Raw genomic sequence first — 20582 nt, forward strand, 5'->3', positions numbered from 1 at the left:
CACCGCCATCGCAGGCAAGCCAGCTCCCACATTTTGATCGGGTTTCCAGGTCAGGATCAGTCGGCGCTTGCCTGCGGGCTCAACCACCCGCGAATCCGCCGATACAGCTGCTCCTGCTCCGCCGAACTGTTCCCCGGCACGGTCTTCAGCGAAACCTGCTTGTAGCCGTCATTCTTCGAACGCTTGGCCGCCTGCACACGCTCCAGTGCCGCTTTGCGCTCCTGGGCCGTGTCTTGATAGAACACATCCGCCGTCGGCACTTTCAGTGTCGGCGCCAGTTGCTGCAAGCCCGGCTGGCGACCCACTGGCGACTTGCCCGCAACCATCACCAGTTTCTGCACCTGCGCCGGTTGTTTTTCTTCCAGGTAACGCGCAGCCCACCACGCGCCGGTGCCATGGCCGAGCAGCACCACGCTGCGCGCGCCTTGGGTCTGGGCGAAGGCGACGGCGGCATCGATGCGGTCGAAGATGCGTTTGGCATCGGTCTTGTCTTGCTCGTCCGCACCCGCGACCACGGCGGGGTCGGTGCCTTCGGCTTCGGCGCTGGCGGCTTGTTCGATGGGCTTGGCGGCGGTGCTGCCGTCTTTGCTGCTGGTATCCACCGCCGCCTTGGGTGCTTCGATCAGGCGCGGCGGCAGGGTGTCGAGGTTCACGTCCGGCAACGACAGGCTGAGGGTGCCCCAGTGGGCGTCGGGCAGTTTGCGCCGCAGCGGTGCGATTGCTTGCGGCCAGTCAGCACTTTCCCCGGCGCCCGGTACGATAATCACCACGCCTTCGGGCTCGGCGCTGTTGGCCGGCTTCCACAGGGCCAGGAAGGTGTCGCTGCCGCCCTGCAATTGTTGCTGTTCCTCTCGTGGCACCTGGCGTTCCAGGGCCGCGGCGTCTTCCTGGCCGCGTTCGGCCAGGGGCTGGCGGATGGCGGCTGTTTCGGCGGGTGGCGCGGGCGTGTCGGCGGCCTGCACAGAAAAGCCGCTGGTAAAGAGTAACGACAGGCACAATGCTGGCACTGCTGAACGGTTTCGAGATGGCATCGTTGATTTCCGGCCAGAAGAGATTCCAGCAGCCTAATGGGTTGGTCTGTATTTGTCAGTGATGTGAGACGTGGATCATGGGTTTTCGCTGTCTGCTGGTTATCGGCTGTTTGTGGTTTCCCTTGATCGCGGGGGCCACCTCTGCGCCTGCGGTGCCGCCAGCGCAACTGGACGCAGGGCAACGGGAATGGCTGGCCGCGCACCCGGAGCTGCGGGTGGGCCTGGTGTTGCAGGCGCCCTACGCGCAATACGATCGGCGCTTGCAGCGCTTGTCGGGGGCCAATGTCGAGCTGATGCAGTGGCTGGCCAAGGCGCTGAACATCGAGCTGAGCTGGCGCAACTTTCCCACCCAGGAACAGTTGGAAGAAGCCGTGCGTGACGGTGAGGTCGACATCGCCCCCGGCCTGCAACAAACCCCGGCCGGTTTGCGCCTGTGGTTGTTCAGCGACCCGTACATGCGCGTGCCCCAGCATATCGTCGGCATCCGTGACGGTGGCGGTGCCGTCGAGCTGGAAAAGCTCGACGAACTCTCGCGCATCGCCGTGCGCATGCCCAGTGCCGTTGCCGATTATCTGCGCAGCACGTATCCCAAGCTGAACCTGCAAGGCGTGCCCATGGAACGCCAGGCGTTGCAGTTGCTGGTCAGCCAGCAGGCGCGCTACGCCGTGGTGGATGAGGCGCAATTGAGCCGCTTGTCGGGCGAAGCCGAATTTGCCGGGCTGGCCGTGGTGGGCGACATCGGCCTGCCGCAATTGCTGCGCGTAGCCACACGCCGGGAATGGCCGGAACTGGCCGGTATCATGCAAAGCGCGTTGCGCGCGATCCCCGCCCGTGACCTCGACCAACTGCACAACCGCTGGCTGCAACCCAAATACCCGCGTTTGTCGGAGTCGCCGGGGCTGTGGCAAAACCTCAGCTTGTTACTCGGCCTAATGCTGCTGGCCAGCCTGGCGGCGGTGTTCTGGCAGCGTCGCCAGTTGCACGGCCTGGAGCACAGTTTGCTCGGCGCACGGGAAGAAAGCGCCGCGCGCGCAGCGGGCGCCGAAGCGTTGCGGCTGACGCAGTTTTCCATCGACCAAAGCACCGTCGGCATCCTCTGGGTCAACTGGGACAGCCACGTGCGCTACGCCAACCGCGCGGCCGAAAGCATGCTCGGCTACGGCCCCGGCGCGTTGATCGAGCGGCCGCTGGCGGAGCTTGATCCGACGCTGGACATGGACCGCTGGCTCAACCTGTGGAAGCGCGCCCGCGCCAGCGAAGACGGCCCGCAGAACTTCGCCACCGATTGCCGGCGTGCCGATGGCAGCCTCTTGCCCGCCGATGTGTCGCTGAGCTTTTTGCGCTTTGCCGACGGCGAATACCTGGTGGTCTACCTCAATGACGTGACCGAGCGCCGCCGCTACGTTGCCGCCTTGCTGCAAAGCGAGGCGCAATTGCGCGAACTGTCCGCCCACCTGGAAACCGTGCGCGAAGAAGAAAAGGCGCGCATTGCCCGCGAAGTCCACGACGAACTGGGGCAGATGCTCACCGTGCTCAAGCTGGAGACGTCCATGTGCGAACTGGCCTACGCGCAGTTGGACCCTGGCCTGCACGAGCGCCTGAACAGCATGAAGCGCCTGATCGCCCAACTGTTCCAGCTGGTGCGCGACGTAGCGACGGCCTTGCGCCCGCCGATTCTCGACGCGGGCATTGCCTCGGCTATCGAATGGCAGGCGCGGCGTTTCGAAGCCCGCACACAAATCCCCTGCCTGGTGCAGGTCCCGGATAACCTGCCGGCCTTGAGCGATGCCAAGGCCATCGGCCTGTTCCGTATCCTGCAAGAGGCGCTGACCAATGTGATGCGCCATGCCCAGGCGCATACTGTCGAACTGACCCTGACGGTGGAAGGCGCGCACCTGCGGCTGACCATCAGCGACGATGGCGTCGGCTTCATCCCGGCCCAGGGCCGCCCGGTGTCGTTTGGCCTGGTGGGCATGCGCGAGCGGGTGCTGATCATGGGCGGGCAGTTGCGCCTGGACAGCGAGTTGGGGGAGGGCACCACCCTGAGTGTCACGGTGCCGTTGGATGCATAACGCTAAGAGGAAGTCCCTGTGATTCGCGTACTGGTAGCCGAAGACCACACCATCGTTCGAGAAGGCATCAAGCAATTGATCGGCCTGGCCAAAGACCTGCTGGTGGTGGGGGAGGCAAGCAATGGTGAACAGTTGCTGGAGACCTTGCGCCATGTGCCGTGCGAGGTGGTGTTGCTGGATATCTCGATGCCTGGCGTCAACGGCCTGGAAGCGATTGCGCGGATCCGCGCGCTGAGTAATCCGCCGGCGATTCTGGTGTTGTCGATGCATGACGAAGCGCAAATGGCCGCGCGTGCGTTGAAGGTCGGCGCCGCAGGTTATGCGACCAAGGACAGCGATCCGGCGCTGCTGCTCACGGCGATTCGCAAGGTGGCGGCGGGCGGGCGTTATATCGACCCGGATTTGGCGGACCGCATGGTCTTTGAAGTCGGCCTCACCGATACGCGGCCCTTGCACTCATTGCTCTCGGAGCGTGAGTTCTCGGTGTTCGAGCGCCTGGCCCAGGGCGCCAACGTCAATGACATCGCCCAGCAGCTGGCGCTGAGCAGCAAGACCATCAGCACCCACAAGGCGCGCCTGATGCAAAAGCTCAACATCACCTCCCTCGCGGAACTGGTGAAGTACGCCATGGAGCACAAGCTTCTCTAACCACATACCCAAAAACGACACCGCCAAAACCCCGCCGAACCCATTCTTGCCGCTTGCAGCTAACCCCTTGCGGCCGCACTGTCCCATCCCCGCCATCCCTGTAGGGCGATCCCTACCCCCAGCCTTCCATCCGGCTGATGCAATTCTCTCCCGGCCCCCGATTTCCGGGGCCTCGCGCCTGGACTACGCTTGTGCCACAGCAGTCCAAAACACAAAGGTGCGGGTATGAGCGAGGTGGATTCAAATGAGGTCCTGGTCAGCTTTCGTGGCGTGCAGAAGAGCTACGACGGCGAGAACCTGATCGTCAAAGACCTCAACCTGGAGATTCGCAAGGGCGAGTTCCTCACCTTGCTCGGGCCTTCCGGTTCGGGCAAGACCACCAGCCTGATGATGCTCGCCGGCTTTGAAACGCCGACCGCCGGCGAAATCCAGCTGGCTGGGCGTTCCATCAACAACGTGCCGCCGCACAAGCGCGACATCGGTATGGTGTTCCAGAACTACGCGCTGTTCCCGCACATGACCGTCGCCGAGAACCTGGCGTTCCCGCTGTCGGTGCGCGGCTTGAGCAAGACCGATATCAGCGAGCGGGTCAAACGCGTGCTGAGCATGGTCCAGCTCGATGCCTTCGCCCAGCGTTATCCGGCGCAATTGTCCGGTGGCCAGCAACAGCGCGTGGCCCTGGCCCGGGCGCTGGTGTTCGAACCGCAGCTGGTGCTGATGGACGAACCCCTCGGCGCCCTCGACAAGCAACTGCGCGAACACATGCAGATGGAGATCAAGCACCTGCACCAGCGCCTCGGCGTCACCGTGGTGTACGTGACCCACGACCAGGGCGAAGCGCTGACCATGTCTGACCGCGTGGCCGTGTTCCACCAAGGCGAGATCCAGCAGATCGCCGCGCCGCGCACCCTCTACGAAGAGCCAAAGAACACCTTCGTCGCCAACTTCATCGGCGAGAACAACCGCCTCAATGGTCGCCTGCACAGCCACACCGGCGAGCGTTGCGTGGTGGAACTGGCGCGCGGCGAGAAAGTCGAGGCGCTGGCGGTCAACGTCGGCCAGATCGGCGGCCCGGTGACCCTGTCGGTACGCCCGGAGCGCGTCAGCTTGAATGGCTCCAGCGAAAGCTGCGTCAACCGCTTCTCCGGCCGTGTGGCCGAATTCATCTACCTGGGCGACCACGTACGTGTGCGCCTGGAAGTCTGCGGCAAGAGCGATTTTTTTGTGAAACAACCGATTGCCGAGCTGGACCCAGCGTTGGCGGTCGGCGACGTGGTTCCGATTGGCTGGCAAGTCGAGCACGTTCGCGCACTCGACCCACTTCTAGAGGCGAATTGATCGCCCCCATGGCTTCACCAACCCTGCACGTGGAGAGAACAACAATGTTGAAATCCTTGAAGTATTCGGCGCTGGCGATCGGTTTGCTGGGCGCCACACACGCCATGGCCGGCCCGGACCTGACCGTTGTGTCCTTTGGCGGCGCGAACAAGGCGGCACAGGTCAAGGCGTTCTATGCGCCGTGGGAAAGCGCGGGCAACGGCAAGATCGTCGCTGGCGAGTACAACGGTGAAATGGCCAAGGTCAAGGCCATGGTCGACACCAAGAGCGTGTCCTGGGACCTGGTGGAAGTGGAATCGCCAGAACTGTCCCGTGGCTGTGACGAAGACATGTTCGAGCCTCTGGACCCGAAACTGTTTGGCAACACCGCCGATTACGTGAAGGGGGCGATTCAGCCGTGCGGCGTGGGTTTCTTCGTGTGGTCCACGGTGTTGGCCTACAACGCCGACAAACTGGCGAGCGCACCCACCAGTTGGGCTGATTTCTGGGACGTGAAGAAATTCCCGGGCAAGCGCGGCCTGCGTAAAGGCGCCAAGTACACCCTGGAATTCGCCCTGATGGCCGACGGCGTTGCGCCGAAGGACGTCTACAAAGTGCTGGCCGGCAAAGATGGCCAGGACCGCGCGTTCAAGAAACTCGACGAACTCAAACCATCGATCCAGTGGTGGGAAGCCGGCGCACAGCCGCCGCAGTACCTCGCCTCGGGTGACGTGGTCATGAGCTCGGCGTACAACGGCCGCATCGCCGCGGTGCAGAAAGAAAGCAACCTGAAGGTGGTGTGGAACGGCGGTATCTACGACTTCGACGCGTGGGCCATCCCTAAAGGCTTGGCGAAAGACCGTGCAGAAGCGGCGAAGAAATTCATCGCCTTCTCCGTACAGCCACAGCAGCAGAAGACCTACTCGGAAAACATCGCCTACGGCCCGGCCAACACCCAGGCCGTACCGTTGCTGGCCAAGGACATCCTCAAGGATATGCCGACCACCCCGGAAAACATCGCCAACCAGGTGCAGATCGACGTGAGCTTCTGGGCGGATAACGGCGAGCAGCTGGAGCAGCGCTTCAACTCCTGGGCTGCCAAGTAACACCGACTAAATCCCTGTGAAAACAGGCCTGTGTGGGAGCTGGCTTGCCTGCGATGCAGACACCTCGGTGCATCTGATGTACCGAGTCGATGCTATCGCGGGCAAGCCCGGCTCCCACAGAAAGCCCGGTTCACAGGGCATCTACTATAGATTTCCCGGAGTTAGCCATGGCCATCGCCGTTCCCTCGAACGAGGTCAACAGCCCCACCCTCAAGCAGCGCCTGGCGCGTGCCGAGCGGGTCAACCGCTGGAAGGCCCAGGCCTTGATTGCGCCGCTGGTGCTGTTTTTGCTGCTGGTGTTCCTGGTGCCGATCGTTGCGCTGCTGTTCAAGAGCGTCGGCAACCCGGAAGTGGTGGGCGGCTTGCCGCGTACCGTGGTGGCGGTCACGGCCTGGGACGGTCGCGGCCTGCCGGGCGAACCGGTGTATCAGGCCCTCAGTGAGGACCTGGGCGAGGCGCGCAAAAACCAGACGTTGGGCGACTTGTCCAAACGCTTGAACATGGAACTGGCCGGCTATCGCAGCCTGCTGACCAAAACCGCGCGGGCGCTGCCGTTTACCGAAGCGCCGGCCTCTTATAAAGAAGCGTTGGAAAGTCTCGACGAACGCTGGGGCGACCCGGCGTACTGGCAGGCGATCCGGCGCAATACCAGCAGCCTGACGCCGTTCTATCTGCTGGCGGCCGTCGATCACCGCATCGACGACCTCGGCGAAGTGGCCCCGGCCACGCCGGACCAGGCGATCTACCTGGACATCTTCGCCCGCACTTTCTGGATGGGCCTGGTCATCACCGCGATCTGCCTGCTGCTGGCCTATCCGCTGGCGTACCTGCTGGCCAACTTGCCGGCGCGTAAGAGCAACCTGCTGATGATCCTTGTGCTGCTGCCGTTCTGGACCTCGATCCTGGTGCGGGTGGCGGCGTGGATCGTGTTGCTGCAATCGGGCGGGCTGATCAACAGTGCGCTGCTGGGCATGGGCCTGATCGATAAACCGCTGGAGTTGGTGTTCAACCGCACCGGGGTGTACATCTCCATGGTGCACATCCTGCTGCCGTTCATGATCCTGCCGATCTACAGCGTGATGAAAGGCATCTCGCCGACCTATATGCGCGCCGCGATTTCCCTGGGTTGCCATCCGTTCGCCAGCTTCTGGCGCGTGTACTTCCCGCAGACCTACGCTGGCGTCGGCGCCGGTTGCCTGTTGGTGTTCATCCTGGCAATTGGTTACTACATCACCCCGGCCTTGCTGGGCAGCCCGAACGACCAGATGGTCAGCTATTTCGTGGCGTTCTACACCAACACCAGCATCAACTGGGGCATGGCCACGGCGTTGGGCGGCTTGCTGCTGCTGGCCACCGTGGTGCTGTACCTGATCTACAACCGGCTGGTGGGCGCCAGCCGCCTGCGCCTGAGCTGAGGAGACCTTGCGATGCTGAGCCCTTATATGTCGCCCGTTGAGCGGGTGTGGTTCTACAGCTTGCGGATTCTCTGCGGCTTGATTCTGCTGTTCCTGATATTGCCGGTGCTGGTGATCATCCCGCTGTCGTTCAACAGCGGCAGTTTCCTCGTGTACCCGCTGCAAGGCTTCTCGCTGCATTGGTACCAGGACTTCTTCGCCTCGGCCGAATGGATGCGGGCGCTGAAGAACAGCATCATCGTCGCCCCGGCGGCCACGGTGCTGGCCATGGTGTTTGGCACGCTGGCGGCGATTGGCCTGACGCGCGGCAACTTCCCCGGCAAGGCGCTGGTGATGGCCCTGGTGATTTCGCCGATGGTGGTGCCGGTGGTGATTATCGGCGTGGCCAGTTACCTGTTCTTTGCGCCGCTGGGGTTGGGTAACAGTTTCTTCTCGCTGATCGTGGTGCATGCGGTGCTGGGCGTGCCGTTTGTGATCATCACCGTGTCGGCGACGTTGCAGGGGTTCAACCATAACCTGGTGCGGGCGGCGGCCAGTCTGGGGGCATCGCCGTTGACCGCGTTTCGCCGGGTGACCTTGCCGCTGATTGCGCCGGGGGTGATTTCCGGGGCGTTGTTTGCCTTTGCCACCTCGTTTGATGAAGTGGTGGTGACGCTGTTTCTCGCCGGGCCTGAGCAAGCGACGTTGCCACGGCAGATGTTCAGCGGGATTCGCGAGAACCTCAGCCCGACCATTGCCGCCGCCGCGACCTTGCTGATTGCCTTCTCGGTGCTGCTGTTGCTGACCCTGGAATGGCTGCGCGGCCGTAGCGAAAAACTGCGCACCGCCCAAGTCTAACTGACCGAAACCGGTTCAAATGTGGGAGCTGGCTTACCTGCGATAGCGGTGGGCCAGCTTGCTCAGCTGTTGCTGACACACCGCTATCGCAGGCAAGCCAGCTCCCACATGGATCGTGACCATTCAGATCCTGAATGCTGGGCAACCTAAAATCCCCAGCTACTCTTGTGCCAGCCCATTTCCGAATAAGAGGCCGCGCACATGAGTACTTCCTCATTCAAGATCGCCCACAAACTGCTCACAGGTGCAGGTGCCATCGAACAACTGGCCGCTGAGCTCACTCGCCTGGATGTGGACAACCCGCTGATCGTCACCGACGCCGCGCTGGTCAAGTCCGGCACCGTGGCGCTGGCGCTCGAACACCTGGGCGATCGCAGCTATGAAATCTTCGACCGCGTGCTGCCCGACCCGGAAATCGCCATCGTCGAAGACTGCATGCGTGTGTACCGCGAGGGCGGGCATGACGGCCTGATCGGCGTGGGCGGTGGCAGTGCCATCGACATTGCCAAGAGCGTGGCTGCGTACGCCGGGTACCACGGCGCGCTGGCGGATTTGTTCGGCGTTGACCAGGTGCCGCGCAAAGGCCCGCCGTTGATCGCGATTCCGACCACGGCCGGCACCGGCTCGGAAGTGACCAACGTGGCGATTCTTTCCGACAAGGCCGCGCAGCTGAAAAAAGGCATCGTCAGCGATTACCTGCTGCCGGACGTCGCGCTGATCAGCCCGCAAATGACCCTCACCTGCCCGCGCAGCGTGACTGCCGCCAGCGGTGTGGATGCGTTGGTGCATGCCATCGAGTCGTACCTGTCGCTGAACGCCTCGCCGATCACCGACGCGCTGGCGATTGGCGCGATCAAGCTGATCGCCAAGGCGCTGCCGAAAGCCTACGCCAACCCGTCCAACCTGCAGGCCCGCGACGACATGGCCACCGCGAGCCTGATGGCCGGTATGGCCTTCGGCAATGCCGGAGTGGGTGCGGTGCATGCGCTGGCGTATCCGCTGGGCGGGCGTTTCAATATCGCCCATGGGGTGAGCAATGCCTTGCTGCTGCCCTACGTGATGCACTGGAACAAGCTGGCCTGCGTGGAGCGCATGCAGGAGATTGCCCAGGCCATGGGCGTGAATGTCAGCGGCCTGAGTGTCAACGATGCGGCCGACCAGGCTGTCGAGGCGATGACGCGACTGTGTGCCGCAGTGGAGATCCCGGCGGGGCTGCGCAGCTTCGGCGTGCCCGAGGAGGCGATCCCGGCCATGGCCAGCGAAGCGGCGGGCATTGAGCGGCTGATGCGCAATAATCCGCGCCAGCTCAGCGCAGCCGATATCGAGAAAATCTACCGGGCTGCCTACTAGCCATTGAGCCAGGTCACGGTGCGCGCGGCAAAGCATGCGGTATACAATGCGCGCCATCGTGATTTAGCTCAGAAAAGGTGCGTCATGCAGCCCTTCGTAATTGCTCCATCGATTCTCTCCGCCGACTTCGCCCGCCTGGGTGAGGAAGTGGACAACGTGTTGGCCGCTGGCGCCGACTTCGTGCACTTCGATGTCATGGACAACCACTACGTGCCCAACCTGACCATCGGCCCGATGGTCTGCGCGGCGCTGCGCAAGTACGGCGTCACCGCGCCGATCGACGCGCACCTGATGGTCAGCCCGGTGGACCGCATCATCGGTGACTTCATCGAAGCCGGCGCGACCTACATCACCTTCCACCCGGAAGCCACGCTGCACGTGGACCGCACCTTGCAACTGATCCGCGAAGGCGGCTGCAAGGCGGGCCTGGTGTTCAACCCGGCGACGCCGCTGGACGTGCTCAAGTACGTGATGGACAAGGTCGACATGGTCTTGCTGATGAGCGTCAACCCAGGTTTCGGCGGGCAGAAGTTCATCCCCGGCACCCTCGACAAGCTGCGCGAAGCCCGCGCGCTGATCGACGCGTCCGGCCGTGACATCCGCCTGGAAATCGACGGTGGGGTCAACGTCAACAACATCCGCGAAATCGCCGCCGCTGGCGCCGACACCTTTGTCGCCGGCTCGGCAATCTTCAACGCCCCGAACTACCAGGACGTCATCGACAAGATGCGCGCCGAGCTAGCGCTGGCACGTCCATGAGCGGCTTCGAGCAGCTGTTCCCCGGCAAGCTGCCACGGCTGGTGATGTTCGATCTGGATGGTACGTTGATCGACTCGGTGCCAGACCTTGCCGCAGCGGTGAACGAGATGCTGCTCAAGCTGGGGCGCAAGCCGGTGGCGATCGAGGCCGTGCGCACGTGGGTCGGCAACGGCGTGCAGATGCTGGTGCGCCGGGCCCTGGCCAATGATATCGAGGCCGACGGTGTCGATGAGGTCGAGGCCGAGCATGCCCTGGAACTGTTCAACGCCGCCTATGAAGACGGCCACGAACTGACCGTGGTTTACCCTGGCGTGCGTGACACCCTCAAATGGCTGAGCAAGCAGGGCGTGGAAATGGCCCTGATCACCAACAAGCCGGAGCGCTTTGTCGCGCCGCTGTTGGACCAGATGAAAATCGGCCGGTATTTCCGCTGGATCATCGGTGGCGATACCTTGCCGCAGAAGAAGCCCGACCCGGCGGCGCTGTTTTTTGTGATGAAAATGGCCAATATCCCGGCATCGCAGTCGCTGTTTGTCGGCGATTCACGCAGCGATGTGCTGGCGGCAAAGGCGGCTGGCGTGCACTGCGTCGCCTTGAGCTACGGCTATAACCACGGCCGACCGATTGCCGAAGAGTCGCCGTCGCTGGTGATTGACGACCTGCGATTGCTAATCCCCGGTTGCTTGGGAGCGGGCGCTGAGATAACGTTGCCCGACATCGATCCGTCCCCTTCTGGAAATCCCATCGTGGTGGTCACTCGCAAACTCTGGATGAAAGTCATCAAGGCCCTGGCCCGCTGGCGTTGGCGCGCCTGACTGATCCCGGCCGCGCGATGCGGCACGTTTGCATACCTGACTGTTAGACCCTCACGCCACGAGGCACACATGATCCGCGAAGAATTCCTGCGTTTGGCCGCTGCCGGCTATAACCGTATCCCCCTGGCCTGCGAAACCCTGGCCGACTTCGACACGCCGCTGTCGATCTACCTGAAACTGGCCGACGAGCCCAATTCCTATCTGCTGGAATCGGTACAGGGCGGCGAGAAGTGGGGCCGTTATTCGATCATCGGCCTGCCGTGCCGCACCGTCATGCGCGTTCACGACCACCATGTGAGCATCACCCATGATGGCGTCGAGATCGAAAGCCACGACGTAGAAGACCCGCTGGCCTTTGTCGAAACCTTCAAGGCGCGCTACAACGTGCCGACCATTCCAGGCCTGCCGCGTTTCAACGGTGGCCTGGTGGGTTATTTCGGTTACGACTGTGTGCGCTACGTGGAAAAGCGCCTGGGCAAATGCCCGAACCCGGACCCGCTGGGCGTGCCGGACATTCTGCTGATGGTCTCCGACGCGGTCGTCGTGTTCGACAACCTCGCCGGCAAGATGCACGCGATTGTGCTGGCCGATCCGTCCCAGGCGGACGCGTTCGAGCAAGGCCAGGCCAGCCTCGAAGCCCTGCTGGAAAAACTGCGCCAACCGATCACCCCGCGTCGCGGCCTGGACCTCAGCCGTCCGCCGGCGGCCGACCCGGTGTTCCGTTCCAGCTTTACCCAGGATGACTACGAGCGCGCCGTCGATACCATCAAGGAATACATCCTCGCCGGTGACTGCATGCAGGTCGTACCGTCGCAGCGCATGTCCATCGACTTCAAGGCCGCGCCGATTGATCTGTACCGCGCCCTGCGTTGCTTCAACCCGACGCCGTACATGTACTTCTTCAACTTTGGCGACTTCCACGTGGTGGGCAGTTCGCCGGAAGTGCTGGTGCGTGTTGAAGACAACCTGATCACCGTGCGCCCGATTGCCGGCACGCGCCCACGTGGCGCGACCGAAGAAGAAGATGTGGCGCTGGAAAAAGACCTGCTCAGCGACGACAAGGAAATCGCCGAGCACCTGATGCTCATCGACCTGGGCCGCAACGATACCGGGCGCGTCTCGGAAATCGGCTCGGTGAAGCTCACCGAGAAGATGGTTATCGAGCGTTACTCCAACGTGATGCACATTGTGTCCAACGTCACCGGCGAGCTGAAAGCCGGCTTGACCGCCATGGACGCACTGCGCGCGATTCTGCCGGCCGGCACCTTGTCGGGTGCGCCGAAGATCCGCGCGATGGAAATCATCGACGAGCTGGAGCCGGTCAAGCGCGGTGTCTACGGCGGCGCCGTGGGCTATTTCGCCTGGAACGGCAACATGGACACGGCCATTGCGATCCGCACCGCCGTGATCAAGGACGGGGAGCTGCACGTGCAGGCCGGTGGCGGGATTGTCGCCGACTCGGTGCCGGCCCTCGAATGGGAAGAAACCCTGAACAAGCGCCGCGCGATGTTCCGCGCCGTTGCGCTGGCTGAACAGACCCCCAATTCCTGAGGTTGCCCCATGTTGCTGATGATTGATAACTACGACTCCTTTACCTACAACGTTGTGCAGTACCTGGGCGAGCTCGGTGCCGAGGTCAAGGTGGTGCGCAACGATGAAATGACCGTGGCCGAAATCGCCGCCCTGAACCCGGAGCGCATCGTGGTTTCGCCGGGGCCGTGCACGCCGACCGAGGCGGGCATCTCCCTTGAAGCGATCAAATATTTCGCCGGTAAGCTGCCAATCCTTGGCGTGTGCCTGGGCCACCAGTCCATCGGCCAGGCCTTTGGCGGTGACGTGGTGCGTGCGCGCCAGGTGATGCACGGCAAGACCAGCCCGGTATTCCATCATGATCTGGGCGTATTTCATGGGCTTAACTTGCCGGTGACCGTGACCCGCTACCATTCGTTGGTGGTCAAGCGCGAAACCTTGCCGGAGTGCCTGGAATTGACCGCCTGGACCCAACTGGAAGACGGCTCGGTCGATGAAATCATGGGCCTGCGCCACAAGACACTGAATGTCGAAGGGGTGCAATTCCACCCTGAATCGATCCTGACCGAGCAGGGCTACGAGCTGTTCGCCAACTTTCTCAAGCAGAGCGGCGGCACGCGCTAAGGACTTTCCATGGATATCAAGACTGCCCTGAGCCGTATCGTCGGCCACCTGGACCTGAGCACCGCTGAAATGAGCGATGTGATGCGCGAGATCATGACCGGTCAATGCACCGACGCGCAGATCGGCGCGTTCATGATGGCCATGCGCATGAAGAGCGAAAGCATCGACGAGATCGTCGGCGCCGTGTCGGTGATGCGCGAGCTGGCGGACAAGGTTGAGCTCAAGACCCTCGACGGTGTGGTCGATGTGGTCGGCACCGGCGGTGACGGTGCGAATATCTTCAACGTGTCGACGGCGTCTTCTTTTGTCGTCGCGGCGGCGGGTTGCACCGTGGCCAAGCACGGTAACCGTGCGGTGTCCGGCAAGAGCGGCAGCGCCGACCTGCTGGAGGCTGCCGGCATCTACCTGAACCTCACGCCAGTACAAGTGGCGCGGTGCATCGATAACGTCGGCATCGGCTTCATGTTTGCCCAGACCCACCACAGCGCGATGAAATATGCCGCTGGCCCGCGTAAAGACCTCGGCCTGCGCACCCTGTTCAACATGCTCGGCCCGCTTACGAATCCGGCCGGTGTGAAGCACCAGGTGGTCGGTGTGTTCAGCCAGGCGCTGTGTCGGCCATTGGCTGAAGTGTTGCAGCGCCTGGGCAGCAAGCATGTGTTGGTGGTGCATTCCAAGGATGGCCTGGACGAGTTCAGCCTGGCGGCGCCGACCTTTGTGGCGGAGCTGAAGAATGATCAGGTCACTGAGTACTGGGTCGAGCCCGAAGACCTGGGCATGAAGAGCCAGAGCTTGCACGGCCTGGCGGTGGAAAGCCCGGCGGCTTCGCTTGAACTGATCCGTGATGCCCTGGGGCGTCGCAAGACCGAGAACGGTCAAAAAGCGGCAGAGATGATTGTTCTGAATGCGGGCGCGGCACTTTACGCGGCCGACCACGCCTATAGTCTTAAGGAAGGTGTGGCCTTGGCCCACGATGCGCTGCACACCGGCCTCGCTCGCGAGAAGCTCGAAGAGCTGGGAGCCTTCACCGCAGTATTCAAGATGGAGAATGAAGGATGAGTGTGCCAACCGTTCTGGAAAAGATCCTCGCCCGCAAAGCCGAAGAAGTGGCCGAACGCCGCGCCCGCGTCAGCCTCGCCGAGCTGGAAGCCCAGGCGAAGCTTGCCGATGCACCGCGTGGTTTCGCCAATGCCTTGATCGCCCAGGCCAAGCTCAAGCAGCCCGCGGTGATCGCCGAGATCAAGAAGGCTTCGCCGAGCAAAGGTGTGATCCGCGAAAACTTCGTCCCATCTGAGATTGCCGTCAGTTATGAGAAGGGCGGCGCGACGTGCCTGTCCGTGTTGACCGATATCGACTACTTCCAGGGTTCCGACCTGTTCCTGCAACAGGCCCGCGCGGCGTGCAAGTTGCCGGTGATCCGCAAGGACTTCATGGTTGACCCGTACCAGATCGTCGAAGCCCGTGCCCTGGGCGCCGATTGTGTGTTGCTGATCGTCTCCGCACTGGATGACGTGAAGATGGCCGAGTTGGCGGCCGTGGCCAAAGGCGTCGGCCTGGATGTGCTGGTGGAAGTGCACGACGGCGATGAGCTGGAGCGTGCACTGAAAACCCTCGACACGCCGCTGGTGGGAGTCAACAACCGCAACCTGCACACCTTTGAAGTCAGCCTGGAAAACACCCTCGACCTGCTGCCGCGCATTCCGCGCGACCGCCTGGTGATTACCGAGAGTGGCATCGTCAACCGTGCCGATGTGGAGCTGATGGAAATCAGTGGTGTTTACTCGTTCCTGGTCGGCGAGACGTTCATGCGTGCCGAGAACCCGGGGGCGGAGTTGCAGCGCCTGTTCTTCCCCGAGCGGGGTGTGGCGGTGAGTGGTTCGACATTGGATTGATTGAACCGCGGCCAACATGTGGAATGTGGTTTAAGTGTGGGAGCGGGCTTGCCCGCGATGAGGGTGTATCAGTCGATGGATTCGTTGGCTGGTCCACCGCTATCGCGGGCAAGCCCGCTCCCACATTTGGATTTGTGTTTATGTCAGAGAGGTAGGTGGTGATGGTTAAGCCAGTAAGGATGACTGTTGAAGCGGGGCTTGCTGCCGAGCAAGACCTGTTGGCCGCCGTCTGCGCCGGCGAACAGGACTACGGCCTGCTGTTCTGGCAACCCAACGATCAAGCCTTGGTGATGCCACGCCGGTTGAGCCGCCTGCCGGCATTCGACGCCGCCAGCCAGGTGTCGGCAGAGGCCGGTTGGCCGGTGTTGTTGCGGGAAACCGGCGGCGAGCCCGTGCCGCAATCGTCGGCCACGGTCAACATCGCCCTGGTCTACGCACCGCCACGCAGTGAAGGCGACCAGAATCGTATCGAAACCGGTTACTTGCGTCTGTGCCAGCCGATCTGCGACCTGCTGATCGAGCTGGGGGGCGATGCCTCAGTCGGTGAAATCGACGGTGCGTTCTGCGACGGTCGCTACAACGTCAATCTCAATGGCCGGAAAATGGTCGGCACTGCCCAGCGCTGGCGCCAAAGTGGTGGTCGCCCTGTGGGGTTGGTGCATGGTGCGCTGCTGCTGGACGGCGACCGTGAAGAACTGATCGCGTCCGTCAATCGCTTCAACCAAGCCTGCGGCCTCGACCAGCGGGTGCGTGCCGACAGCCACATCGCCCTGCACGAAGCCTTTCCCGCGCCGGATGCGATCAGCCGGCTGGACACCTTGTATCGTCAGATGCTGGCCAGCTTCCTGGCGGTTTAGCGGGTACCGAACACCACCATCGTCTTGCCTTTGACGTTGACCAGGTTGCGCTCCTCCAGATCCTTGAGCACGCGGCCGACCATCTCCCGCGAACACCCGACAATACGCCCGATTTCCTGGCGCGTGACTTTGATCTGCATGCCATCGGGGTGGGTCATGGCGTCCGGTTGCTTGCACAGGTCCAGCAGGCAGCGGGCCACGCGTCCGGTGACGTCAAAGAACGCCAGGTCGCCAACCTTGCGCGTGGTGTCCCGCAGGCGCTGGGCAATCTGGCCGCTGAGGGCGTAGAGAATGTCCGGGTCTTGCTGGGCCAGTTCGCGGAATTTGCTGTAGCTGATCTCGGCCACTTCGCACTCGACCTTGGCCCGCACCCAGGCGCTGCGCTCCTGCTCTTTGCCCGCTTGTTCAAACAGCCCCAGTTCACCAAAGAAATCGCCGGTGTTGAGGTAGGCGATGATCATCTCGCGGCCGTCTTCGTCCTCGATCAGGATGGTGACCGAGCCCTTGATGATGAAGAACAGCGTTTCGGAGCGTTCGCCGGCACAAATGATGTTGTGCTTGGCCGGGTAACGTCGGCGCTGGCAGTGCATCAACAGCTTGTCGAGATTCTTTATCTTGGGTATGGGCGTAAGAGCAACCATGGTTGTATCCCGGAAGACAGCGCGAAGTTGTTGTATTTGTGGGTATCGGCATTGATACACGTTGTATAAATGCTAGCAATACGCCATCGATTTGGCGCCAGCTTAACAGACACATTCTGACTCGATTAGCCAATTTACTCGGCAAACCCTGCTATTGATCGCTTTGCTGGCGAACGCTGTCGCGACCGGGCCCTGTGCTAAGCTGGCGACCCTTTTTTAGCAGTGGAGTCTGGGCGATGAAGGCACGCATCCAATGGGCGGGCGAAGCCATGTTCCTCGGTGAGTCGGGCAGTGGCCATGTAGTGGTCATGGATGGCCCGCCGGAAGCCGGTGGCCGTAACCTGGGCGTACGCCCGATGGAAATGCTCCTGCTTGGTGTAGGCGGTTGCAGCAATTTCGACGTGGTCAGCATTCTGAAGAAGTCCCGCCAGGCCGTGGAAAGCTGCGAAGCCTTCCTGGAAGCCGAGCGCGCGACCGAAGATCCCAAGGTGTTTACCAAGATCCACATGCATTTTGTGGTGAAGGGCCGGGCCCTGAAGGAAGCCCAGGTCAAGCGTGCCATCGAGCTGTCGGCCGAGAAGTACTGCTCGGCGTCGATCATGCTCGGCGCGGCCGGTGTGGCCATCACCCATGACTACGAGATCATTGAACTGGGTTGATTGCCGATGGGCAAAAGAAAAGGGCGCTGTGATAGCGCCCTTTTTTTGTGGGTCAGATTCGGTACGTGCTTTTGGTCATGACCTTGGCCAACAGGCTCATGCCGAACCGCACCGGCGCCGGGAAGCGGAAGCCGCCGGCATCCAGCGCGCTTTCTGCGTGGTGTTCTTCATCGATGCGCATTTGCTCGAGGATGGCGCGGGACTTTTCGTCTTCGGCCGGCAATTGCTCAAGGTGTTCGTCCAGGTGTTTGCACACCTGATGTTCGGTCGCGGCGACAAACCCCAGGCTGACCTTGTCGCTGATCAGGCCGGCTGCGGCGCCGATACCAAACGACAAGCCGTAGAACAGCGGGTTGAGCACGCTGGGGTGGCTGCCGAGCTGGCGAATGCGTTGTTCACACCAGGCCAGGTGGTCGATTTCTTCTTCGGCGGCATGTTCCATGGCTGCGCGTACTTGCGGCAGCTTGGCCGTCAGCGCCTGGCCCTGGTACAGCGCCTGGGCACAGACTTCGCCGGTATGGTTGATACGCATCAGGCCGGCGACGTGGCGGGTGTCGGTCTCGCTCATCTGCGCGTCGGGCTGCACGATGGCGGGCGAAGGGCGATACGGCTGGCCGCTGAACGGCAGCAGTGTGCGCATGGCCATGTCGGCTTGCAGCAACAGACGGTCAATCGGCGAGTAGTGACGTTGGGTAGTCATGCTGACCTCCGGGAAGAATCTCGGCGGCCAGTTTACCGCAAGAGAAGGTGAAGCGTTTGCGCTGAGTCAATTTGCCTTTGTGGCAAGGGAGCTTGCTCCCGCTGGACTGCGCAGCAGTCGCAGGCTCCCCGCAAGAATCAACCCGGCGGCCAGTTCATCTGGCGCTGACCCAGCACATGCATGTGAATGTGATAAACGGTCTGCCCGCCTTTCGGGTTGCAGTTCATCACCACGCGGAAACCTTCTTCGCAGCCCTGTTCCAGCGCCAGGCGCTGGGCGGTGAACAAGATATGGCCAGCCAGGGCTTTGTCTTCTTCGGTCAGGTCATTGAGGGTGGGGATGTGTTTCTTCGGGATGACCAGGAAATGCACAGGTGCTGCCGGGTGGATGTCCTTGAAGGCCAGGACCTGATCATCTTCGTAGATGATGTCCGCCGGTATTTCCCGGTTGATGATCTTGGTGAACAGAGTATCCACAGCTGTATCTCCATTATGAATGTGCAGGGTGAGTGTACTCAGGCAATCAACGCGGGCAATAGGCCTTGTTGATCGCGCCGGCAATCTTGCGGGTCAGCCAGCGTGGGCTGAAACGCGGGCTGAAGGCGAGCCAGCGGTTGCGGCGGCCGGGAATGATGATGGCTTTGTTCTTTTCCAGGGCGCGCACGGTGAACAGGGCCACTTCTTCCGGGCTCATCAGTTTTTCACTGCGGTCGAGCTTGGCGGTGTCCATTTGCGCGGTGCCGAAGAACGCGGTGCGTGTCGGGCCGGGGCAGAGTACGGAGACCTTGATGCCGCAGGTCTTCAGTTCTTCGCGCAAGCCTTCGGAGAAGTGCAGCACGTAGGCCTTGCTGGCGTAGTAGCTGCTCATCCACGGGCCGGGCTGAAAGGCGGCCACCGAGGCGACGTTGAGGATCTGCCCGCCACCGTGCAGCGCCATCGAATTGCCTAGCGCGTGGCACATGCGGGTCAGGGCGAGGATGTTGACTTCGATCAGGTCTTGCTCGGTCATCCAGTCCTGGGCCAGGAACGGCCCGCTGGTGCCGATGCCGGCACAGTTGACCAGCAGGTCGATCTGCCGTTCGCCTTCTTCAAGCTCCAGCAGGAACCCGGACAAACGCAGCGGCTCACCCAGGTCGCAGGCACGAAACAGCACCTCGACGCCGAAACGTTGAGTCAATTCGAGTGCAATGCTTTCCAACTGATCACGCTGGCGGGCCACCAGAATCAAGCTGCGGCCGCGGCGGGCCAGGGCTTCGGCCAAAGCCAGGCCGATGCCGCTGGAGGCACCGGTGATCAGAGCGTAACGGGTCATGCCTTTCTCCATCGCAACGCCGCCGAGCCTGTGACAGAGGCATCACAGGCGGCGGGCGTTTCTTACTGTTCTGGAGAGTCTACAGGTTCGGCTGCTTCGTCAGCACTTTGCGCGTCGTCTTCCTCAACGATCACGCTCTGGTCGGTGTCGGCATCGGAGGTGATGGAGCTGCTTTCGTAGCTGCTGTCGATGTTGGCGCCGAGTTGGTCGAGGTAGCCGTACATGCTCAACGTGACCATGATGGCAAGCATCACGGGAATAAACGCCAGCCACAGCGTGGCCAGGACTTTTACCGCGGTCGAGTTGCGCGGTGGCGGCGCGCCGTACTGGTTGGCACCGGCGTTGCCTGGAAGCACCAGCAGCAGAATGGCGAAGACGGTGTTGACGACCGGCACCAGGTTCAGCGCGTACAACCATCCGGACCAGCCCAGGTCATGCAAGCGCTGCACGCTGATGAGTATGCTGATCCAGAACATCGCGACGATCAGCGCGAGCCACAGCAGCGGGCCGACAATCATGGCGACCAACGGCGAGGCGACCGATATGGCGGCACCCACGGTGATGATAATGCCGGCCGCAAAGAGCATCGCGACACTCATTACCAACATCCACGCCAGGTAGCGCAGGCGGCCAATACGGCCGTTGAGGGTGAACACGTTGAGGGTGGCGTACTCCGGCAAGTCATCACCTACGGCAGCACGCGGCGGTGCGTAGGGGGATGCGCCAGGCGCAGTCGAATCGGTCTCATGGGTTTCGGCAAGGCTGAATGCGACGGGCTGCTCGGCTTCGATGCGGGCATCGACCCCGGCGTTTTTCAGCGCATTGAGATAGGTTTCGGCATCCGGGCGGGACAGGTCGCGTTTCAGCGCGACTGTGCGGCCGGTAAAGAGCTTCTCGATCGCCTCGACTTCGCTTTTGAACAGCTCGGCCAGGTTCAGTTTGGCAGTGGTGCTTTCGACCCCCGGGAGCAAGGCTCCATCAAACACAATCTTGAAACGGTTGTCGCTCATGCGGGCTT

The 20582-nt window shown here is 62.2% G+C and carries 21 protein-coding genes; 15 read left to right on the forward strand and 6 right to left on the reverse strand.

The annotated features are described in order from the left end of the window. Nucleotides 1–56: 56 nt before the first annotated feature. The gene (locus B348_RS0129415) at nucleotides 57–1031 is read right to left on the reverse strand and encodes an alpha/beta hydrolase family protein (RefSeq protein ID WP_026137163.1); all 975 of its coding nucleotides are present in this window, start codon (nucleotides 1029–1031) and stop codon (nucleotides 57–59) included. Between the two features lie 77 nt (nucleotides 1032–1108). Between B348_RS0129415 and B348_RS0129420 the strand changes: the two genes are divergently transcribed. The 14 genes from B348_RS0129420 to B348_RS0129485 all read left to right on the forward strand — a co-directional run bounded on the left by B348_RS0129420 (nucleotide 1109) and on the right by B348_RS0129485 (nucleotide 16253). Continuing rightward, nucleotides 1109–3103: a histidine kinase gene (locus tag B348_RS0129420; protein ID WP_017739607.1), complete on the forward strand. Its 1995-nt coding sequence runs from the start codon at nucleotides 1109–1111 to the stop codon at nucleotides 3101–3103. Between the two features lie 18 nt (nucleotides 3104–3121). Further along, on the forward strand, nucleotides 3122–3751 hold the full coding sequence (locus B348_RS0129425; RefSeq protein WP_017739608.1) for a response regulator transcription factor: 630 nt from the start codon (nucleotides 3122–3124) through the stop codon (nucleotides 3749–3751). Nucleotides 3752–3976: 225 nt separating this feature from the next. Continuing rightward, nucleotides 3977–5089, forward strand: coding sequence for an ABC transporter ATP-binding protein (locus tag B348_RS0129430; protein ID WP_017739609.1), 1113 nt, complete (start codon nucleotides 3977–3979; stop codon nucleotides 5087–5089). A gap of 44 nt (nucleotides 5090–5133) precedes the next feature. Further along, a complete protein-coding gene (locus B348_RS0129435; RefSeq protein WP_017739610.1) occupies nucleotides 5134–6174 on the forward strand; it encodes an ABC transporter substrate-binding protein in 1041 nt (346 codons plus the stop codon). 167 nt (nucleotides 6175–6341) lie between these two features. Then, nucleotides 6342–7589: an ABC transporter permease gene (locus tag B348_RS0129440; protein ID WP_017739611.1), complete on the forward strand. Its 1248-nt coding sequence runs from the start codon at nucleotides 6342–6344 to the stop codon at nucleotides 7587–7589. A 12-nt stretch (nucleotides 7590–7601) separates the two neighbouring features. Beyond that, nucleotides 7602–8426, forward strand: a complete 825-nt coding sequence (locus tag B348_RS0129445) for an ABC transporter permease (protein WP_017739612.1) — start codon at nucleotides 7602–7604, stop codon at nucleotides 8424–8426. A 201-nt stretch (nucleotides 8427–8627) separates the two neighbouring features. Beyond that, a complete protein-coding gene (locus B348_RS0129450; RefSeq protein ID WP_017739613.1) occupies nucleotides 8628–9776 on the forward strand; it encodes an iron-containing alcohol dehydrogenase in 1149 nt (382 codons plus the stop codon). 84 nt (nucleotides 9777–9860) lie between these two features. Further along, complete coding sequence (rpe, locus tag B348_RS0129455) at nucleotides 9861–10535, forward strand: ribulose-phosphate 3-epimerase (RefSeq protein WP_017739614.1); 675 nt, start codon at nucleotides 9861–9863, stop codon at nucleotides 10533–10535. Then, a complete protein-coding gene (locus B348_RS0129460) occupies nucleotides 10532–11350 on the forward strand; it encodes a phosphoglycolate phosphatase (RefSeq protein ID WP_017739615.1) in 819 nt (272 codons plus the stop codon). Before rpe ends, B348_RS0129460 begins: the two co-directional genes overlap by 4 nt. 69 nt (nucleotides 11351–11419) lie before the next feature. Beyond that, entirely contained in the window at nucleotides 11420–12901 is a 1482-nt protein-coding gene (gene trpE / locus B348_RS0129465; protein WP_017739616.1) for an anthranilate synthase component I, read from the forward strand. Between the two features lie 9 nt (nucleotides 12902–12910). Continuing rightward, a complete protein-coding gene (locus B348_RS0129470; protein ID WP_017739617.1) occupies nucleotides 12911–13504 on the forward strand; it encodes an aminodeoxychorismate/anthranilate synthase component II in 594 nt (197 codons plus the stop codon). A 9-nt stretch (nucleotides 13505–13513) separates the two neighbouring features. Further along, a complete protein-coding gene (trpD, locus tag B348_RS0129475) occupies nucleotides 13514–14563 on the forward strand; it encodes an anthranilate phosphoribosyltransferase (RefSeq protein WP_017739618.1) in 1050 nt (349 codons plus the stop codon). Continuing rightward, nucleotides 14560–15396: an indole-3-glycerol phosphate synthase TrpC gene (gene trpC / locus B348_RS0129480; protein WP_017739619.1), complete on the forward strand. Its 837-nt coding sequence runs from the start codon at nucleotides 14560–14562 to the stop codon at nucleotides 15394–15396. Before trpD ends, trpC begins: the two co-directional genes overlap by 4 nt. Before the next feature lie 161 nt (nucleotides 15397–15557). Next, nucleotides 15558–16253, forward strand: coding sequence for a lipoate--protein ligase family protein (locus B348_RS0129485; RefSeq protein WP_026137164.1), 696 nt, complete (start codon nucleotides 15558–15560; stop codon nucleotides 16251–16253). Here B348_RS0129485 and crp read toward each other — a convergent pair. Then, nucleotides 16250–16894, reverse strand: coding sequence for a cAMP-activated global transcriptional regulator CRP (gene crp, locus B348_RS0129490; protein ID WP_026137165.1), 645 nt, complete (start codon nucleotides 16892–16894; stop codon nucleotides 16250–16252). The two genes, B348_RS0129485 and crp, sit on opposite strands and share 4 nt — an antisense overlap. Before the next feature lie 236 nt (nucleotides 16895–17130). On the opposite strand from crp, the gene B348_RS0129495 reads away from it, so the two are divergent. Then, a complete protein-coding gene (locus tag B348_RS0129495) occupies nucleotides 17131–17553 on the forward strand; it encodes an OsmC family protein (RefSeq protein WP_005792019.1) in 423 nt (140 codons plus the stop codon). Nucleotides 17554–17605: 52 nt separating this feature from the next. On the opposite strand, the gene coq7 is transcribed toward B348_RS0129495, so the two are convergent. The 4 genes from coq7 to B348_RS0129515 form a co-directional block, all read right to left on the reverse strand. After that, nucleotides 17606–18253, reverse strand: coding sequence for a 2-polyprenyl-3-methyl-6-methoxy-1,4-benzoquinone monooxygenase (gene coq7, locus B348_RS0129500; protein WP_017739622.1), 648 nt, complete (start codon nucleotides 18251–18253; stop codon nucleotides 17606–17608). 137 nt (nucleotides 18254–18390) lie between these two features. Then, entirely contained in the window at nucleotides 18391–18729 is a 339-nt protein-coding gene (locus tag B348_RS0129505; protein ID WP_017739623.1) for a histidine triad nucleotide-binding protein, read from the reverse strand. A gap of 46 nt (nucleotides 18730–18775) precedes the next feature. Further along, nucleotides 18776–19564, reverse strand: a complete 789-nt coding sequence (locus B348_RS0129510) for an SDR family oxidoreductase (protein ID WP_017739624.1) — start codon at nucleotides 19562–19564, stop codon at nucleotides 18776–18778. 62 nt (nucleotides 19565–19626) lie between these two features. Further along, nucleotides 19627–20574, reverse strand: a complete 948-nt coding sequence (locus B348_RS0129515; RefSeq protein WP_017739625.1) for a DUF805 domain-containing protein — start codon at nucleotides 20572–20574, stop codon at nucleotides 19627–19629. Nucleotides 20575–20582 lie beyond the last annotated feature (8 nt).

The sequence above is a fragment of the Pseudomonas sp. CBZ-4 genome (genome assembly GCF_000346755.1).
GTDB lineage: Bacteria > Pseudomonadota > Gammaproteobacteria > Pseudomonadales > Pseudomonadaceae > Aquipseudomonas.

Coding starts and splice junctions, on each gene's coding strand:
- B348_RS0129415 (WP_026137163.1), bottom strand. CDS start 1,031: ATGCCATCTCGAAACCGTTCAGCAGTGCCAGCATTGTGCCTGTCGTTA.
- B348_RS0129420 (WP_017739607.1), top strand. CDS start 1,109: ATGGGTTTTCGCTGTCTGCTGGTTATCGGCTGTTTGTGGTTTCCCTTG.
- B348_RS0129430 (WP_017739609.1), top strand. CDS start 3,977: ATGAGCGAGGTGGATTCAAATGAGGTCCTGGTCAGCTTTCGTGGCGTG.
- B348_RS0129435 (WP_017739610.1), top strand. CDS start 5,134: ATGTTGAAATCCTTGAAGTATTCGGCGCTGGCGATCGGTTTGCTGGGC.
- B348_RS0129440 (WP_017739611.1), top strand. CDS start 6,342: ATGGCCATCGCCGTTCCCTCGAACGAGGTCAACAGCCCCACCCTCAAG.
- B348_RS0129445 (WP_017739612.1), top strand. CDS start 7,602: ATGCTGAGCCCTTATATGTCGCCCGTTGAGCGGGTGTGGTTCTACAGC.
- B348_RS0129450 (WP_017739613.1), top strand. CDS start 8,628: ATGAGTACTTCCTCATTCAAGATCGCCCACAAACTGCTCACAGGTGCA.
- rpe (WP_017739614.1), top strand. CDS start 9,861: ATGCAGCCCTTCGTAATTGCTCCATCGATTCTCTCCGCCGACTTCGCC.
- B348_RS0129460 (WP_017739615.1), top strand. CDS start 10,532: ATGAGCGGCTTCGAGCAGCTGTTCCCCGGCAAGCTGCCACGGCTGGTG.
- trpE (WP_017739616.1), top strand. CDS start 11,420: ATGATCCGCGAAGAATTCCTGCGTTTGGCCGCTGCCGGCTATAACCGT.
- B348_RS0129470 (WP_017739617.1), top strand. CDS start 12,911: ATGTTGCTGATGATTGATAACTACGACTCCTTTACCTACAACGTTGTG.
- trpD (WP_017739618.1), top strand. CDS start 13,514: ATGGATATCAAGACTGCCCTGAGCCGTATCGTCGGCCACCTGGACCTG.
- trpC (WP_017739619.1), top strand. CDS start 14,560: ATGAGTGTGCCAACCGTTCTGGAAAAGATCCTCGCCCGCAAAGCCGAA.
- B348_RS0129485 (WP_026137164.1), top strand. CDS start 15,558: ATGGTTAAGCCAGTAAGGATGACTGTTGAAGCGGGGCTTGCTGCCGAG.
- crp (WP_026137165.1), bottom strand. CDS start 16,894: ATGGTTGCTCTTACGCCCATACCCAAGATAAAGAATCTCGACAAGCTG.
- B348_RS0129495 (WP_005792019.1), top strand. CDS start 17,131: ATGAAGGCACGCATCCAATGGGCGGGCGAAGCCATGTTCCTCGGTGAG.
- coq7 (WP_017739622.1), bottom strand. CDS start 18,253: ATGACTACCCAACGTCACTACTCGCCGATTGACCGTCTGTTGCTGCAA.
- B348_RS0129510 (WP_017739624.1), bottom strand. CDS start 19,564: ATGACCCGTTACGCTCTGATCACCGGTGCCTCCAGCGGCATCGGCCTG.
- B348_RS0129515 (WP_017739625.1), bottom strand. CDS start 20,574: ATGAGCGACAACCGTTTCAAGATTGTGTTTGATGGAGCCTTGCTCCCG.